The 15531-nt window shown below is 55.4% G+C and carries 17 protein-coding genes; 14 read left to right on the top strand and 3 right to left on the bottom strand.

All coding sequences use genetic code 11. The annotated features are described in order from the left end of the window. Window positions 1–162: 162 nt before the first annotated feature. Window positions 163–1722, top strand: a complete 1560-nt coding sequence (locus QMZ65_RS18975) for a methyl-accepting chemotaxis protein (RefSeq protein WP_283216526.1) — start codon at window positions 163–165, stop codon at window positions 1720–1722. A 17-nt stretch (window positions 1723–1739) separates the two neighbouring features. Here QMZ65_RS18975 and QMZ65_RS18980 read toward each other — a convergent pair whose 3' ends face one another. After that, window positions 1740–2030 (bottom strand): helix-turn-helix domain-containing protein, encoded by a 291-nt coding sequence (locus QMZ65_RS18980; protein WP_097119505.1) that lies wholly within the window; start codon window positions 2028–2030, stop codon window positions 1740–1742. A 92-nt stretch (window positions 2031–2122) separates the two neighbouring features. Between QMZ65_RS18980 and QMZ65_RS18985 the strand changes: the two genes are divergently transcribed. Further along, the gene (locus tag QMZ65_RS18985; protein WP_097119506.1) at window positions 2123–2380 is read left to right on the top strand and encodes a helix-turn-helix domain-containing protein; all 258 of its coding nucleotides are present in this window, start codon (window positions 2123–2125) and stop codon (window positions 2378–2380) included. A 51-nt stretch (window positions 2381–2431) separates the two neighbouring features. On the opposite strand, the gene fbp is transcribed toward QMZ65_RS18985, so the two are convergent. After that, the gene (gene fbp, locus QMZ65_RS18990) at window positions 2432–3436 is read right to left on the bottom strand and encodes a class 1 fructose-bisphosphatase (protein WP_034829242.1); all 1005 of its coding nucleotides are present in this window, start codon (window positions 3434–3436) and stop codon (window positions 2432–2434) included. 166 nt (window positions 3437–3602) lie between these two features. Here fbp and mpl point away from each other — a divergent pair, with 166 nt between their 5' ends. Next, window positions 3603–4958: a UDP-N-acetylmuramate:L-alanyl-gamma-D-glutamyl-meso-diaminopimelate ligase gene (mpl, locus tag QMZ65_RS18995; protein WP_045832883.1), complete on the top strand. Its 1356-nt coding sequence runs from the start codon at window positions 3603–3605 to the stop codon at window positions 4956–4958. Window positions 4959–5069: 111 nt separating this feature from the next. Here mpl and yjgA read toward each other — a convergent pair whose 3' ends face one another. Next, window positions 5070–5618 carry a ribosome biogenesis factor YjgA gene (yjgA, locus tag QMZ65_RS19000; protein ID WP_034829237.1) on the bottom strand — a complete coding sequence of 183 codons (549 nt, stop codon included), beginning with the start codon at window positions 5616–5618 and terminating at the stop codon, window positions 5070–5072. 116 nt (window positions 5619–5734) lie between these two features. On the opposite strand from yjgA, the gene pmbA reads away from it, so the two are divergent. The 11 genes from pmbA (at window position 5735) to QMZ65_RS19055 (ending at window position 15455) form a co-directional block, all read left to right on the top strand. Further along, window positions 5735–7075, top strand: coding sequence for a metalloprotease PmbA (pmbA, locus tag QMZ65_RS19005; RefSeq protein ID WP_283216507.1), 1341 nt, complete (start codon window positions 5735–5737; stop codon window positions 7073–7075). Window positions 7076–7269: 194 nt separating this feature from the next. Next, on the top strand, window positions 7270–7656 hold the full coding sequence (gene cybC / locus QMZ65_RS19010) for a cytochrome b562 (RefSeq protein ID WP_038644492.1): 387 nt from the start codon (window positions 7270–7272) through the stop codon (window positions 7654–7656). 254 nt (window positions 7657–7910) lie between these two features. Then, window positions 7911–8249 (top strand): glycine dehydrogenase, encoded by a 339-nt coding sequence (locus tag QMZ65_RS19015; RefSeq protein ID WP_034829231.1) that lies wholly within the window; start codon window positions 7911–7913, stop codon window positions 8247–8249. Window positions 8250–8266: 17 nt separating this feature from the next. Continuing rightward, complete coding sequence (locus QMZ65_RS19020; protein WP_009087404.1) at window positions 8267–8623, top strand: SFCGS family glycine-rich protein; 357 nt, start codon at window positions 8267–8269, stop codon at window positions 8621–8623. 2 nt (window positions 8624–8625) lie between these two features. Continuing rightward, on the top strand, window positions 8626–8925 hold the full coding sequence (locus QMZ65_RS19025) for a DUF4312 family protein (protein ID WP_097119508.1): 300 nt from the start codon (window positions 8626–8628) through the stop codon (window positions 8923–8925). A gap of 25 nt (window positions 8926–8950) precedes the next feature. Then, complete coding sequence (locus tag QMZ65_RS19030; protein ID WP_034829226.1) at window positions 8951–9727, top strand: DUF4311 domain-containing protein; 777 nt, start codon at window positions 8951–8953, stop codon at window positions 9725–9727. 12 nt (window positions 9728–9739) lie between these two features. Further along, on the top strand, window positions 9740–10387 hold the full coding sequence (locus QMZ65_RS19035) for a DUF4310 family protein (RefSeq protein ID WP_034829224.1): 648 nt from the start codon (window positions 9740–9742) through the stop codon (window positions 10385–10387). A gap of 160 nt (window positions 10388–10547) precedes the next feature. Next, window positions 10548–11681, top strand: coding sequence for an amidohydrolase/deacetylase family metallohydrolase (locus tag QMZ65_RS19040; RefSeq protein ID WP_211728488.1), 1134 nt, complete (start codon window positions 10548–10550; stop codon window positions 11679–11681). Next, complete coding sequence (locus tag QMZ65_RS19045) at window positions 11665–12786, top strand: DgaE family pyridoxal phosphate-dependent ammonia lyase (protein ID WP_097119512.1); 1122 nt, start codon at window positions 11665–11667, stop codon at window positions 12784–12786. Before QMZ65_RS19040 ends, QMZ65_RS19045 begins: the two co-directional genes overlap by 17 nt. Beyond that, complete coding sequence (dagF, locus tag QMZ65_RS19050; RefSeq protein WP_097119514.1) at window positions 12783–13520, top strand: 2-dehydro-3-deoxy-phosphogluconate aldolase; 738 nt, start codon at window positions 12783–12785, stop codon at window positions 13518–13520. Before QMZ65_RS19045 ends, dagF begins: the two co-directional genes overlap by 4 nt. A 24-nt stretch (window positions 13521–13544) precedes the next feature. Further along, a complete protein-coding gene (locus QMZ65_RS19055) occupies window positions 13545–15455 on the top strand; it encodes a BglG family transcription antiterminator (protein WP_211728490.1) in 1911 nt (636 codons plus the stop codon). Window positions 15456–15531: the final 76 nt, after the last annotated feature.

Genomic DNA, 15531 nt, shown 5'->3' on the forward strand with positions numbered 1-15531 from the left:
CCTTCATTTTTGCGCAGCGGACTTCAGAAAAGCTGAAGGGTAAGCGAACGTCGGCAGATTGACCATCAACATTGGATAAAGTTTCTGCGACCAGCTGCCGATAATCTCTCCGTTTTAGGGCCAGTGGAGTTCTGCCTTTTCATACACACGGGAATGATCATGATCAGACAACTATCAATACGTACCGCTTTACTTGCGTTGTTGGCCATCATGACGGTGATGCTGTTAGCCGTCAGCGCCATGGGCATCTATGCCATTAATGCTGGAAATCAATCTCTGGATGCGCTGAACCGCATTCAGGGGATTGAACTCAACAAGCTCTACCAAAGCCGTTCAGATTTAATGCGCGCCCGCGCCAATGCGGCGCTGGCCGTTCGTAAGATCGAAATTGGTCTGTTGGATGACGGCGCCAAAGTCACGCAGCAGGCGCAAGCCGCAGTGGACAGTTCTCACCAGTTCCTCAAAGCATTTGTCGATGCAGGCACCGTAACAGCGCATGGTAAAACTCTGGCCGATGCGATTGTGGCGACCTACAACGTCTACGATAAAGAAGGCATCACGCCCATGATGGATGCCTTAAAAAAACAGTATACCGATGAGTACTATCAGGTGCTGGAAGGCAAACAATCACAGCTGGCAGCAAACTATTCGAAGGCGGTGAATGATTTCAGTATTTACGCCGATGAAGTCTCTGCGGCACGCCTCAAGCAGGCGGCTGACAACGAAGTCCGGATGAAGGTGATGATTGGCGTGGTGATGGTACTGACACTGCTGCTAATCGTACTGGCCTGGCAGTTGTTGCGTCGCTCGCTGCTGCGTCCTCTGGACAACGCAATCCTACATCTGGAACAGATTGCGGCGGGCGATCTCTCGCAGCCTTTACCTGCCGCAGGCAAAAATGAAATTGGTCGCCTGAATCAGGCCCTTTCCGATATGCAGCTGGCGCTGCGTGATTCGGTGAGTCAGGTGCGTGAAGCCAGCATGCAGATTGATGTGGGCAGCCGTGAACTGGCGGCGGGCACTGTGCATCTGTCGCAGCGCACCGAAGAGTCCGCTGCTTCGCTGGAGCAAACGGCCGCCAGCATGGAGCAGCTGACCGCCACCGTCCGTCTTAACGCCAGTAACGCTCAGCAGGCCAATCAATTGGCCAGCAATGTGTCGACCAGCGCCGATCGTGGCGCAGAGGTGGTGGGTTACGTGATGGAGAAGATGCAGGAGATCACCCAAAGCTCTAACCGCATCGGCGACATCCTCAGCGTGATTGATGGTATCGCCTTCCAGACCAATATCCTCGCGCTGAACGCCTCGGTGGAAGCCGCGCGTGCTGGCGAGCAGGGCCGTGGCTTCGCCGTGGTCGCCAACGAAGTGCGTACGCTGGCTGGCCGTAGTGCGACCGCCGCTAAAGAGATTCGTGAGTTGATCAGCGAATCACAAACGCGTGTTAAAGAGGGCAGCGACATGGCGACACGCGCCGGTGAAACCATGGATGAAATCTCCAGCGAAGTGATGCGTGTCACCTCACTGATGAAAGAGATCTCGATTGCTTCAGAAGAGCAGAGCCGTGGGATTGAGCAGGTGAATCAGGCGGTGACGCAAATGGATGAAGCCGCGCAGCAAAACGCCGAGCTGGTGGAAGAAGCCAGTGCCGCCACGCAGTCGCTGGAAGCGCAGTCACAGCAGTTGCAGGAATCAATGGCGCAGTTCCGCGTGGTCGCCGCGTAAAAACAGGTGCAACGTGCTTATGGCGCGTTGCTACTTATCTCTTCAGCAAAGCGCAGGATCATGTCTGCTAATTGGTCATCTTCTGCCAGAAAATAGGCGGCGGGGATCTCCAGCGCTTTCGCCAGCAGTTGCAGCGTCAGTAAATCGGGCTGATGCACACCGACTTCATAACGATTGATGCGCGCACTGGCGGAAAACTCTTCAATGCCAGCGGCAATCCCTAACCCTTTTTGCGAAAAACCCTTCACCAGACGCACCTGTTTCAGGCGTCTACAGAAGGTTTTTTGCAGGGAAGAGGTCGGTTTCATGCCTACGAGAATCGTAGATTTGCTGCTTGTCAGATACTACGAGTAACGTAGTATCGTTATGGCAACCTATAACGAGAACTAAGGAGAGTGACGTGGGTGAAAGCAAGCAGGACTGGCATCAGGCCGATATTATAGCCGCCTTACGCAAGAGAGGGACTTCATTAGCCGCCGTATCACGTGAAGCGGGGTTGTGTTCGACCACTTTGGGCAATGCCTTAATCCGACCCTGGCCCAAGGGCGAATGGCTGATTGCCGAAGCGATTGGCATCGCACCGGATGAAATCTGGCCCAGCCGCTACTACTCCGCGCAGGGTGAATTGATTGATCGGCAAGCAAAGCGACGAAAATAACCCAATAAAAAGCCCGCTCATTATTGGCGGGCTTTTTCAAATCACATCAGCTTATTCGTGGCTGTCCGGGAACTCACGCATAAAGCGCTCAACGTCATCCACCATCGCATCGTTACCGCAGAAGAACGGGCAACGTTGGTGCAGGGTTTCAGGCTGGATGTCGAGGATACGGTTGGCACCATCGCTGGCTTTACCACCGGCTTGTTCCGCCAGGAATGCCATTGGGTTGCACTCATACAGCAGACGCAGCTTACCTTTCGGGTGGCTGGCGGTGCTTGGATAGAGGTAAATACCGCCTTTCAGCAGGTTACGGTGGAAGTCTGCCACCAGTGAACCGATGTAGCGCGAGGTGTATGGGCGCTTGGTGGCGATATCCTCTTCCTGACAGAACTTCAGGTATTTCTTCACGCCCTGCGGGAAGCGAATGTAGTTACCTTCGTTGATGGAGTAGGTGTAGCCTTTCTCCGGGAAGGTCATGCGCTCATGGCTCAGACAGAACACGCCCAGTGACGGATCGTATGTAAACGCATGCACGCCCACACCGGTGGTGTAAACCATCATGGTGGAAGAACCGTAAACCACGTAACCGGCCGCAACCTGCTTGTTGCCCGGCTGCATAAAGTCAGCTTCGGTGATCGGCGTACCCGGCTCACTGATGCGGTGGTAGATGGAGAAGATGGTGCCGACGGAAACGTTCACGTCGATGTTGGAAGAGCCGTCCAGCGGATCCATCAACACCACGTATTTACCGTCTTCTGAGCCTTCAAAGATGACGAACTCATCTTCTTCTTCGGAAGCGATACCGGCAACCACACCACGCGCTTTCAGGGCAGCTTTCAGTTTTTCATTCGCGAAGAGGTCCAGCTTCATCTGCTGTTCGCCCTGCACGTTTTCCACGCCGCTGGCACCGAGGATATCCACCAGACCCGCTTTGTTGATGTCGCGGTGGATAATCTTGGCTCCGAGCTTAATGGAGGAAATCAGCGCCGTCAGTTCACCTGTGGCGTGTGGAAAGTCGTGTTGCTTCTCGACGATGAATTCGCCTAACGTTTTCATAACACATTCCCTGAATCTACGATGGAGTGGCAGCAGCTTTAACACGCTACCAACGTATGAGCGCAGTTTAGCCGATTGAACTTTAAAAACCATAGTCCTAATCCGTTTCTTCCCACTCTGCTCGGGGTTACACTGTGCGCCGAACTTTTGAGTAATGGATCTCTTTATGCGTATTCACATCCTTGGGATTTGTGGCACTTTCATGGGCGGACTGGCAATGCTGGCCCGTTCGCTAGGGCATGAAGTGACCGGCTCTGACGCCAATGTCTACCCGCCGATGAGCACCTTGCTGGAACAGCAAGGCATTGAATTGACAGAAGGTTATGATGCCAGTCAGCTCGATCCGCAGCCGGATCTGGTGATCATTGGCAACGCCATGACGCGCGGCAATCCGTGTGTGGAAGCGGTACTGGAACGTAACATTCCTTACCTCTCTGGCCCGCAGTGGCTGCATGATTTCGTGCTGCGTGACCGTTGGGTACTGGCCGTGGCCGGAACCCATGGCAAAACCACTACCGCAGGCATGGCAGCGTGGATTCTGGAGGCCTGTGGCCTTGAACCGGGCTTTATCATTGGTGGAGTGCCAGGAAACTTCGAGGTTTCGGCAAAATTAGGAAAAAGTCCATTCTTCGTGATTGAAGCGGATGAATACGACAGCGCGTTCTTCGACAAGCGTTCCAAATTTGTCCATTACTGCCCGCGCACGCTGATCCTCAACAATCTCGAATTCGATCACGCCGATATCTTTGATGACCTGCGCGCGATCCAGAAGCAGTTCCACCATCTGATTCGCATCGTGCCGGGCCAGGGCAAAATCCTGCTGCCGGAGCACGATAACAATCTTAAGCAAGTGATGGCGATGGGCTGCTGGAGCGAGCAGGAAACCGTCGGCGACAACGGCCACTGGCAGGCGAAAAAACTGACGCCGGACTCCTCCCACTGGGAAATCTGGCTGGACGGCGAGAAAGTCGGTGAAGTGAACTGGGCGCTGGTCGGCGAGCACAACATGCACAATGGCCTGATGGCGATTGCGGCCGCGCGTCACGTCGGGGTGAAACCGGTGGATGCCGGTGAAGCGTTGAGCAGCTTTATCAATGCGCGCCGTCGTCTTGAGCTGCGTGGTGAAGTGAATGCCATCAAAGTGTATGACGATTTTGCCCATCACCCCACCGCGATTCTGGCCACGCTGGCGGCGCTGCGCAGCAAAGTCGGTGGTACCGCGCGTATTCTGGCGGTACTGGAGCCGCGATCCAACACCATGAAGATGGGCGTGAGCAAAAACGAGCTGGCCCCGTCTCTGGGTCGCGCCGATAACGTGTTCCTGTTCCAGCCGCACCACATTCCATGGCAGGTGTCTGATGTCGCGGAAGCCTGCATCCAGCCGGCGAAGTGGAGCGCGGATATCGATACGCTGGTGGAAATGGTGGCAAAAGAAGCCCAGCCAGGTGATTCCATTCTGGTGATGAGTAACGGCGGGTTTGGTGGCATTCACCAGAAACTGCTGGAGAGATTGGGACGTTGATGGCGTGGCGACCCTTTAATCGGGGTTGCCACTGGGTTTGATGACGCTCTGTTAACCGCCCAAACTAAAAAGGGTCGCCCACTGGCGACCCTTTTTATGCACGCGGCAAACTTACGCCTCTGCCAGCTCGCGCAGATACTGGAAGATCTGACGGGTGGCTTTCGGTGGTTTGTTAGCGGCTTTCTCTTTCTGCGCATTACGGATCATGGTACGCAGCTGCTGGCGATCGGCCTGCGGATAGAGGTTAATCACTTCTGCGATCGCATCATCGCCTTTCTCGATCATGCGATCGCGCAGTTGCTCGAGTTTATGGAACAGCGCAACCTGCTGGTTATGGCGGTTCTTCAGCTTATCCAGTGCCTGACGAATCGGATCTTCATCGCGCGCGCGCAACATCTTACCGATCAGCTGCAACTGGCGGCGACGGCCTTCCTTTTTGATACGCTGTGCCAGCTCAATGGCGGCACGCAGATCATCGTCGAGTGGAATTTTGTCGAGGGAGTTTTTCCCCAGATCAACTAACTCGGCGCCCAGGCGTTTCAGCTCTTCGGCGTCGCGTTTAATTTCGCTTTTGCTGACCCAGATAATCTCTTCGTCTTCATCTTCTTCGTTTTGATTATCTGGCACATCGTCGAGCCAGTCATCGGGCTGCTTGGTCATCTCTTGGCTCCCTAAAAAAAAGAGGCTAATCCTACCAGTTTATCGGGCGACTGCGAAATTGTTCTCTGAGTCTGATAGACTCAATAAATTCATACTTAAGATTAGACGGCAGGTCGATGAACGTATCTACTCAGGTTGCAGAACAACGTAAAGTGTTAGAACAGGCTGTCGCGCAGGCGCTGGAACTGGCGAAAGCCAGCACCGATGGAGCAGAAGTCGCGGTGACCAAAACCACCGGCATCGGCGTCAGTACCCGCTATGGCGAAGTGGAAAACGTCGAATTCAACAGCGATGGTGCACTTGGCATCACCGTCTATCATCAGAACCGCAAAGGCAGTGCTTCTTCAACCGACCTCAGCCCGGATGCCATCAAACGTACCGTGCAGGCGGCGATCGACATTGCGCGTTACACCTCGGTTGATCCTTTTGGTGCCCCGGCCGATCCCGATCTGCTGGCATTTGAAGCGCCGGATCTCGATCTTTACCATCCGTGGGAGATCGATGCCGATCGCGCTATCGAATGGGCTGCACAGGCCGAACAGGCGTCGCTGCAGGCTGACAAGCGCATTACCAATACCGAAGGCGGCAGCTTCAACAGCCACGTCGGCATCAAAGTGTTTGGTAACAGCCACGGCATGTTGCAGAGCTACTGCTCCAGCCGCCATTCGCTCTCCAGCTGTGTGATTGCCGAGCAGGATGGCAACATGGAGCGCGATTACGCCTACACCATCGGCCGTTCCATTGACGATCTGCAAACTGCGGATTGGGTGGGACAAGAGTGCGCACGTCGCGTGTTGTCACGCCTGGCACCGCGCAAACTGCCGACCATGAAAGCGTCGGTGATCTTCGCGCCGGAAGTGGCGACGGGTCTGTTTGGCCATCTGGTCGGCATGATCAGCGGCGGTAGCGTCTATCGCAAAGCGACCTTCCTGCTGGATTCACTCGGCAAACAGATTTTGCCTGAGTGGCTGACGATTGAAGAGAAGCCGCACCTGCTGAAAGGCCTGGCGTCTACGCCGTTCGACAGCGAAGGTGTCCGCACTCAGGCGCGTGACATCATCAAAGATGGCGTGCTGCAAAACTGGCTGCTGACCAGCTATTCGGCACGTAAGCTTGGCTTGCAGAGCACCGGTCATGCGGGCGGCATTCACAACTGGCGCATTGCGGGTCAGGGGCATAGCTTTGAAGATATGCTGAAGCAGATGGGCCGTGGTTTAGTGGTTACCGAAATGATGGGCTCCAGTGTCAGCGCCATGACCGGTGATTACTCACGCGGTGCATCAGGCTTCTGGGTTGAAAACGGTGAAATCCAATATCCTGTGAGCGAGATCACAATTGCGGGCAACCTCAAGGATATGTGGCTCAATATGGTAACGCTCGGTAACGACATTGAAACGCGCAGCAATATACAATGCGGTTCGGTGCTGCTGCCGGAGATGAAAATCGCCGGACAATAAAGACATCGCTTCATGAAAGCAGCCCGCAAGGCTGCTTTTTTTTTAGCCCGACAATGATACCCCTTAATAATTCGCGTGACAGAAAGGCGGCAAGTGAATGAATCCTCAGGACATTACATCAGTAAGTGACTGAGGTGAGTGAGCGTAGCCAACGTGTCTGGAACCTGAAATATGACGGGAAATAAGGAATATTTATGCGTAAGCATGTGATTGCAATGTTGTCTCTCTCGCTGTTGTTCTCCTCGGCTAGCGTATTCGCCGCTGACCTGAAGAGTGATATGGATACCCTGAAAGATGGCCTGAGCGTGGTGAAGAAAACCTCTGATGCTCAGGAAATGCAAACCGCGCTCGGCAAGATGCGCCAGGCGGCGGAGGATGCTAAAAAATCCACGCCGGAAAAACTGGAAGGTCAGGCTGCCGATAGCGCCCAGATTAAGGATTATCACGCCGGTCTCGATTCTCTGATTGCGCAGATTGATGTCGTTGATCAGTTGGCGAAAGCCAACAAGCTCGACGAAGCCAAAACTGAAGCGAAGAAGTTGGAAGATATTCGTAACGCCAACCATAAGAAATTCCGCTGATAACCCGGCCAGCCCTGGGGCTGGCCTTATCTCCTCTCGCATTCCCTCCGTTTAAACGCATCGATTTCCGGCATAACCCGCATTTTTGTGACCTGTTTCGCACACTTCATGCGTAGTGCGATCTGGCGCACACACGCCCGTGGGATTTCCACTTTGAGGTGGAAAAGATGCGTCTCCACAGCCTGAAGCGGAAAGCGTAATTTCTTTCTAACGCGAATTATCTCTAATTATCCGCAGTAAACAGGAGTAGCAAGGTGAGGAGTGAAGCTGTCCCGCTGAAACCGAGTACGCCAGAAGCCATTCAGGCGTTGGCGGATAACACGTTGAAGCAGATTGCGGCGATCTACGCCGCGCACCACATCGAAGCCAATGCCGTGCAGCAGCAAATGCTGGCCTCGCATGTACGGGCGATGGCAGCGCGTTCCCTCACGGGAGAAGCCTTGCCGGAAGTGGAAGCCGAACTGTTTGAAGATATCTCGCCAGAAACCATGGCGCTGGCACAGCAGGTGGTCGATCTGTTTGGCAATCTGCCCAAAGAAGAAGCCTGGTTGTTATCGGTGCATATCGAAGTGGCGAAATCCAACGAAGCATAAATCGAGAGGAATTGAACATGGTAACAGTCGTGATTGGTGATCGTCTGGGTAAAGGTCAGAAAGTCGCAGCCGGTATTGAGAAAGCAGGCGGCCGTGCCGTGGTGGTGCCGGGCGTCGCAGCGGATATGAAGCTGGGCGATGTGATGAAAGCGGAAAACGCCGATTTCGGCATCTCCTTCTGCGGCAGCGGCGGCGCGGGTGCCATCACTGCACAGAACAAATATGGCTACAAAGCCAAACACGGTATGCGTTCGATTGATGAAGGCGTGACCGCCATCAACGAAGGCGCCACCGTGCTGGGCTTTGGCTTTATGGATAAAGAAGAGCTGGGTGAACGTCTGGTGCAGGCCTGGAATAAAAAACACGGCAGCTAAGCATGAAACAGCAATACGAGACGCAGATAACGGTGCAGGGCAAAGGCGACAGCAAAGCGAAAGCCTTTTCCGATGCACTGAGCAAGGTGCAGCAGCAAGTGCTGCGCACCAGCCAAAAGATTCTGTTGCGCATTGAACCCATAGATGTGCGGGTGCTGCGCGCGCAGGAGAGCGTACGCACAGAGAAGTTCTTGTTCTTCTTTCTGGCGCGCGAACGACGGAATTACAGCGTCGAGCTGGAGATTACCGTCAGCGTCACCGTGATCGACACCGACAAGGTGGATTTCATCGCGACGAAATAAAAACGACAACAAAGGGTACAACAACATGTTTTTAATCATTTTGTTTAAGTCGTTGATCATTGGTGGATTGGTTGGCGTTGGGGTAGGAGCGGGCGCAGCGCGCATGTTCCACGCACCGACCACCCAGGGTATGGGCGCGTTTCGTACCTTGGGTGAACTCAATTCCTGTGAAGGCGATCCTGCATCGCACTTTTCCTTTGGTCTTGGCTTCTTCTTTAACGCCTGGGCATCGTCTGTGGCGGCAGGCTCCTTCACACAGGACGTTGACCACCGCATTCTGCCCAACTGGGGCGCGGCTGCGTTGATGGTGAAAAATCGTAACGTCGCGGAAACCCTGCACAACCCGAAACGCATGGCGATTGCCTGCGGCATCATCGGCATGATCGTGGTGGCGTTCCTTAACAGTACGGCTTCTGCGGTGCCTGCAGCGTTGCAGGTTACGGCGGTTAAAGTGCTGGTGCCGGCGGCCAACCTGTTGGTCAACACCGTAATGCCGGTGATCTTCTGGCTGGCAGCGATAGATGCCGGTAAGAAATCCGGTTTCTGGGCGACCATCTTTGGTGGTCTGGCGCAGTTGATCATGGGCAATGCCGTACCGGGTCTGGTGCTGGGTATCCTGATTGGTAAAGGCGTCGAAGAGAGCGGCTGGAACAAAGTCACCAAAGTGATGATGTTCGCGATTGTGCTGCTGTTCGCTCTGAGCGGCTTCTTCCGTGGTTTCGACATGAAACTGCTGCAATCCTTCCAACTTGGCATTCCTGGCTGGCTGGACATGATTCACAACAGCCTGAGCGGCAAATAAGGAGCCTCGAGCATGAACGAGACTGAAAACAAAGGGTTCTGGTATGCCGACTGGTCGTTCCCGATCTTTGTTGGCCTGCTGTCCGCCGGGGTGTTTGCCGGTACGCACATGTACTACCTGTACGGCATTGGCGCGTTTAACGAAGTGGCGTTTGTTTCGATGCTGCGTTCCGGCATGGAAACCGGCGTGTATGGTGCGGTGGCGGCGTTTGGTGCCAGCTTCCTGTTTGCCCGCATCATCGAGGGTTCGCTGGTCGGGATTCTGGATATTGGCGGTGCGATTCAAACCGGTGTCGGGCTGGGCGTTCCGGCTTTGCTGCTCGGTGCAGGCATCGTGTTCCCGGTGGCGAACTTTGCCGCATCACTGGCAACGGGTCTGGTGGTGGGTTTAGCGATCGGTTATCTGATTATCCTGGCGCGTAAGTTCACCATCAATCAGAGCGATTCCACCTACGGTGCGGACGTGATGATGGGCGCAGGTAATGCCTCCGGCCGCTTCCTTGGGCCGTTGATTATCCTGTCGGCGATGGCGGCATCGATTCCGATTGGCATCGGTTCGCTGGTGGGTGCGTTGTTGTTTTATCTGTGGAACAAACCGATCACCGGTGGCGCGATTTTAGGTGCCATGGCGTTAGGCGCAATGTTCCCGGTTTCGCTGTAAAGCTGTTTCCGATTTAACGGTCGCCCTTCACGGCGACCCTACGATTGAACAGTGCATTCTGTGTGGAGGCGCATTGATGACCCCACACAGATGTGATGCAAATTCCGTAGGGTGCGTATTGATGCGCACCGGGCTGAATGCAGGTTGTTAAGGAGTAAATATGTTTGATCTGATTCTGCGCCGCGCGCGTTTGTGCGACGAACAGCTGGTGGATATCGCCATCCAGCACGGCAAGATTGCTGCGGTCGGCGATGTCAACGGTTCAGCTCAGCAGGAGCGCGATTTAGAGGGGCGCTATTACGTCAGCGCCGGCTGGATCGACAGCCACGTGCACTGCTATCCCAAATCCCCGATTTATCACGATGAAGCCGATGCGATTGGGATGGCGCAGGGCGTCACTACCGTGATTGATGCAGGCAGCACCGGCGCGGATCATATCGACGATTTCTATCAGCTCACCCGTTCCGCCACCACCGAAGTGCGCGCGCTGATCAACATTTCACGTACCGGCATCATCACCCAGAATGAGCTGGCCGATATGACGCAGATCGACGGTGATGCGGTGGTGCAGGCGGTGAAACGTCGCCCGGACTTTATCGTGGGATTAAAAGCGCGCATGAGCAGCAGCGTGGTGGGTGAAAATGGCATTCAGCCGCTGATTCGCGCCAAAGCCATTCAACAGGCGGCGGGAAATCTGCCGCTGATGGTGCACATCGGCAACAACCCGCCGGTGCTGGAAGAGATCGCCGATTTGCTCACCTCCGGTGACATCATCACTCACTGCTTCAACGGCAAACCCAACCGCATTCTGTCGCCGCAGGGCGAACTGAAAGCCGCGGTGAAAAATGCCATCGCGCGCGGCGTGAAGCTGGATATCGGTCACGGCAGCGCCAGCTTCAGCTTTGAAGTGGCCCGTCAGGCCATCGCGCAGGGTATTCTGCCCGACACCATTAGCTCGGACATTTACTGTCGCAACCGCATCAACGGCCCGGTACACAGCCTGGCGCATGTGATGTCGAAATTCTTCAGCATTGGCATGACGCTGCCGCAGGTTATCGACTGCGTCACCGGTAATGCCGCGGCTGGCCTGCGCTTAGCGGGCAAAGGGCGCTTAACCGAAGGTTATGACGCCGACCTGACCATTTTTACCGTCAAAGAGGAAGCCCGCCCGTTCGTTGATGCTGAAGGCGAACGGGTTTTGGGTGAGCAACATTTGCTGCCGCTGGCCGTGGTTATCGCGGGTAAGTGGCATCTGACTGATGAAGGGAAAGCTAATCATGTCTTCGATTTATGAAAAATATGACCTGAAACAGGTCATCAATGCCTCCGGTCGTATGACCATTCTTGGTGTTTCAACGCCTTCTGCCGATGTGGTCGAGACCGTCAGCTACGGTTTGAATCACTATTTCGAGATCAAAGATCTGGTCAATAAAACCGGCGCGTATATCGCTAAACTGCTGGATGTCGAGAGCGCGGTGGTGGTCTCCTGCGCCTCTGCGGGCATCGCACAGAGCGTGGCGGCGGTGATCGTTAAAGATAACGACTGGCTGCTGGACAACCTGCATGCCGCGCCGCTGACCGTGCCGCACGATATCGTGGTGCCGAAAGGCCATAACGTGAACTTCGGTGCGCCGGTGGGTGCGATGGTGGCGCTGGGCGGCGGACGTCTGGTGGAAGCCGGCTACAGCAACGAATGTTCGCCAGAACAGCTGGCTGCGGCCATCACGCCAACCACGGCGGCGCTGCTTTACATCAAATCACACCACTGCGTGCAGAAGAGCCACCTGAGTGTGGAGCAGGCGGCGGTAGTCGCGCGTAAACACGGTATCCCGTTAATCGTGGATGCGGCGGCAGAAGAAGATCTGCAGTGCTACTACCAGATGGGCGCGGACCTGGTGATCTACAGCGGTGCCAAGGCGATTGAAGGGCCGACCAGCGGTCTGGTGATTGGCCGCACCCAGTACGTTGAGTGGGTAAAACGTCAAAGCAACGGCATTGGCCGCGCGATGAAAGTCGGTAAAGAGGGCATTCTTGGTCTGACGCAGGCGATTGAAAACTATCTGGTGCAGCCGAAAACCACCGGCGCTGAGATGGTAGCCAACATGACGCCGTTTATCGATAACCTCAACACAATCAATGGTGTGTCTGCACGCGTGGTATGGGATGCGGCGGGCCGAGATATCGCCCGTGCCGAGATCAAGTTCGATGAAGCTGTCACTCAATGGCCAACCGGTGAGCTGGTGCAGGCGCTGAAAACCGGCGACATCGCCATCTACTTCCGTGGCTACAAAGCCAATGAAGGCATTATCGAAGCCGATGTGCGCAGCGTCAGCACCGATCAGCTGCATATTATCTTTAGCCGTATCCAGGCGTTACTCAGTGGAGGAAAACGCGCATGAGTCTGAACCCGAATTTCTATCAGGGCCGTCTGTGCCTCAACGTGCTGGCCGGTTCTAAGCAGAACGCCAAAGAGATCTGGCAGGCCGCAGAAGGCCACGTGCTGGTGGGCGTCTTATCAAAAAATTACGCGAGCAATGAAGAAGCGATTGCCGATATGCGTGAGTACGCGGCACTGATCGACAACGCGCTGTCCGTCGGACTGGGCGCGGGCGATCCGAATCAGTCGGCGATGGTGAGTGAGATCTCAGCGGTGCTGCAACCGCAGCACGTGAACCAGGTGTTTACCGGTGTGGCGACCAGCCGCGCGCTGCTCGGGCAGCATCACACCGTGGTCAACGGTTTGATTTCACCAACCGGCACGCCGGGCCTGGTGAAAATCTCCACCGGACCGCGCAGCTCGCAACTGGAAGATGCGATTGTGCCGATCGACAGCGCCATCGCCATGCTGCAGGACATGGGGGGCAGTTCGGTGAAATACTTCCCGATGGGCGGCTTAAAAGCGGTGAATGAGTACCGTGCCGTTGCTGAAGCCTGTGCGCGTCACGACTTCTGGCTGGAACCGACCGGCGGCATCGATCTCAATAACTTCGAAGCCATTGTGCAGATTGCACTCGATGCGGGCGTCAGCAAAGTGATTCCACACGTCTATAGTTCGATCATCGACAGTGCCACTGGCGACACGCGCATTGACGATGTGCGTCAGCTTCTGGCAACGTGCAAGAAACTGCTGTAACAAACGAGTCACAGGTGAAGCTCCGTGAGATTTCCCAATCAGCGTCTGGCCCAACTTTTCGCTGCGCTGCAAAACGAAACGCTGCCACAGGATGAACTGGCGCGCCGCTTTTCAGTTTCAACGCGCACGGTGCGCACCGATATCACCGCGCTGAATGCGCTGCTGGAGCAACACGGCGCACAGTTCGTACTGGCGCGCGGCGCGGGATATCAGCTGAAGATCGACGATGTGGCGCTTTTTGACCGTCTGCAGGAAGAGAGCGCCGCGCCGCTGCGCGTGCCGCGCACTTCTCAGGATCGCGTACGCTATTTGCTCACGCGTTTTCTCACCGCCGCCTATTCACTCAAGCTTGAAGACCTGTCGGAAGAGTGGTTTGTCAGCCGTGCCACTCTGCAAAGCGACATGGCGGAGGTGCGGGAATGGCTTGGCCGCTATCATCTGAATATCGAAACCAAGCCGCATTACGGCATGAAGTTGTTCGGCAGCGAAGCGGCGATCCGCACCTGCCTGACGGATTTGCTGTGGCAAATTGATCAGGAGATGCCCGACAGCCCGCTGTTGACGGTGGAAGCGCTGCACAGCGGCATCCTGGCGCAGCTGGAGCCGCTGCTGCAGCACTGCTTTAATCAGCACGCGATTCGCCTTAGCGATGAGGGCGAGCGCTATCTGCAAATTTACTGTGCGGTGGCGGTGCGACGCATCAGCGAAGGTTTCCCGCTCAACGATCCCGGCGCAGAAGATGTCGGTGATGAGGTGCGCGAAGCCGCGCATCATCTGGTGAATCTGATGCATCCGCTGGTCGGCAAACCGATCTCGCAGGCGGAAGAGAACTGGCTGCGCGTCAATATCGCCGCCCGGCAGATTCAGGCGCTGTCGCCCAGCACCATTAATGCTGATGACGCCGATGCGTTAGTCGATTACCTGCTGAACTACATCAACACCCATTACAACTACCGCTTGCAGCAGGATGAGCAGCTGCGGGCCGATCTGCTCACCCATATCAAAACTATGATTACCCGGGTGCGCTACCAGATTCACATCCCCAACCCGCTGCTGAGTAACATCAAACAGCACTATCCGATGGCGTATGACGTGACGCTGGCGGCGGTCACCAGCTGGGGAAAGTACACGCCGTACAGCATCAGCGAGAACGAAATCGGTTTTCTGGTGCTGCACATCGGTGTCGGGCTAGAGCGGCATTACGATGTCGGCTATCAACGCCATCCGCAGGTGCTGCTGGTGTGCGACAGCGGCAACTCCACACTGCGCATGATTGAAGCGCTGCTGCTGCGTAAATACCCGCAGTTGGTGGTCACGGCGCGTTTGTCGCAGCGTGATTACGAGATGCGCGAACACATTGACGAAGATTTCGTGATTTCCACCGTGCGTTTGAGTGAGAAGAATAAACCGATTGCGGTGATGTCGCCGTTCCCGACCGAGTTCCAGCTGGAGCAGTTGGGTAAGCTGGTGCTGGTGGATCGCACACGGCCTTACATGCTGGAAAAATACTTCGATGCACAGCACTTTATGGTGCTGGATAAGCCGATGACGCAATCCGCGCTGTTCCGCGTGTTGTGCGATCAGCTGGAGTCAGAAGGCTGTGTGGATGCGGACTTTTATCCCTCCGTCGAAGAGCGAGAAGCGATTGTCAGCACCCTGCTCGGCGAAGGCATTGCGCTGCCACACTCACTGGGATTGCTGGCGAAGAAAACCGTGGTGTATACCGTGCTGGCGCCGCATGGCGTGAGCTGGGGTGATGAAACCGCTTCGGTGATTTTCCTGCTGGCGATCAGCAAAAGCGAATACGAAGAGGCGATGGCGATTTACGATCTGTTCGTTACTTTCCTGCGCGAGCGGGCGATGACCCGATTGCGCGATTGCGCGGATTTCGTCAGCTTTAAAGCGGTGGCGATCGATTGTCTGAGCCGGATGTGATGGTAAACCAGGGCCGGATGAAGCCAGCACTACAACGTCCGGCACGCATCCCGGCTCATGATGTTTGCGATGAATA

It is taken from the genome of Pantoea sp. EABMAA-21 (genome assembly GCF_030053335.1).
Lineage (GTDB): Bacteria > Pseudomonadota > Gammaproteobacteria > Enterobacterales > Enterobacteriaceae > Pantoea > Pantoea communis.

Coding starts and splice junctions, on each gene's coding strand:
- QMZ65_RS18980 (WP_097119505.1), bottom strand. CDS start 2,030: ATGAAACCGACCTCTTCCCTGCAAAAAACCTTCTGTAGACGCCTGAAA.
- cybC (WP_038644492.1), top strand. CDS start 7,270: ATGCGTAAGCATGTGATTGCAATGTTGTCTCTCTCGCTGTTGTTCTCC.
- pmbA (WP_283216507.1), top strand. CDS start 5,735: ATGAACGTATCTACTCAGGTTGCAGAACAACGTAAAGTGTTAGAACAG.
- QMZ65_RS19035 (WP_034829224.1), top strand. CDS start 9,740: ATGAACGAGACTGAAAACAAAGGGTTCTGGTATGCCGACTGGTCGTTC.
- QMZ65_RS19045 (WP_097119512.1), top strand. CDS start 11,665: ATGTCTTCGATTTATGAAAAATATGACCTGAAACAGGTCATCAATGCC.
- QMZ65_RS19040 (WP_211728488.1), top strand. CDS start 10,548: ATGTTTGATCTGATTCTGCGCCGCGCGCGTTTGTGCGACGAACAGCTG.
- yjgA (WP_034829237.1), bottom strand. CDS start 5,618: ATGACCAAGCAGCCCGATGACTGGCTCGACGATGTGCCAGATAATCAA.
- QMZ65_RS19025 (WP_097119508.1), top strand. CDS start 8,626: ATGAAACAGCAATACGAGACGCAGATAACGGTGCAGGGCAAAGGCGAC.
- QMZ65_RS19020 (WP_009087404.1), top strand. CDS start 8,267: ATGGTAACAGTCGTGATTGGTGATCGTCTGGGTAAAGGTCAGAAAGTC.
- mpl (WP_045832883.1), top strand. CDS start 3,603: ATGCGTATTCACATCCTTGGGATTTGTGGCACTTTCATGGGCGGACTG.
- QMZ65_RS19030 (WP_034829226.1), top strand. CDS start 8,951: ATGTTTTTAATCATTTTGTTTAAGTCGTTGATCATTGGTGGATTGGTT.
- dagF (WP_097119514.1), top strand. CDS start 12,783: ATGAGTCTGAACCCGAATTTCTATCAGGGCCGTCTGTGCCTCAACGTG.
- fbp (WP_034829242.1), bottom strand. CDS start 3,436: ATGAAAACGTTAGGCGAATTCATCGTCGAGAAGCAACACGACTTTCCA.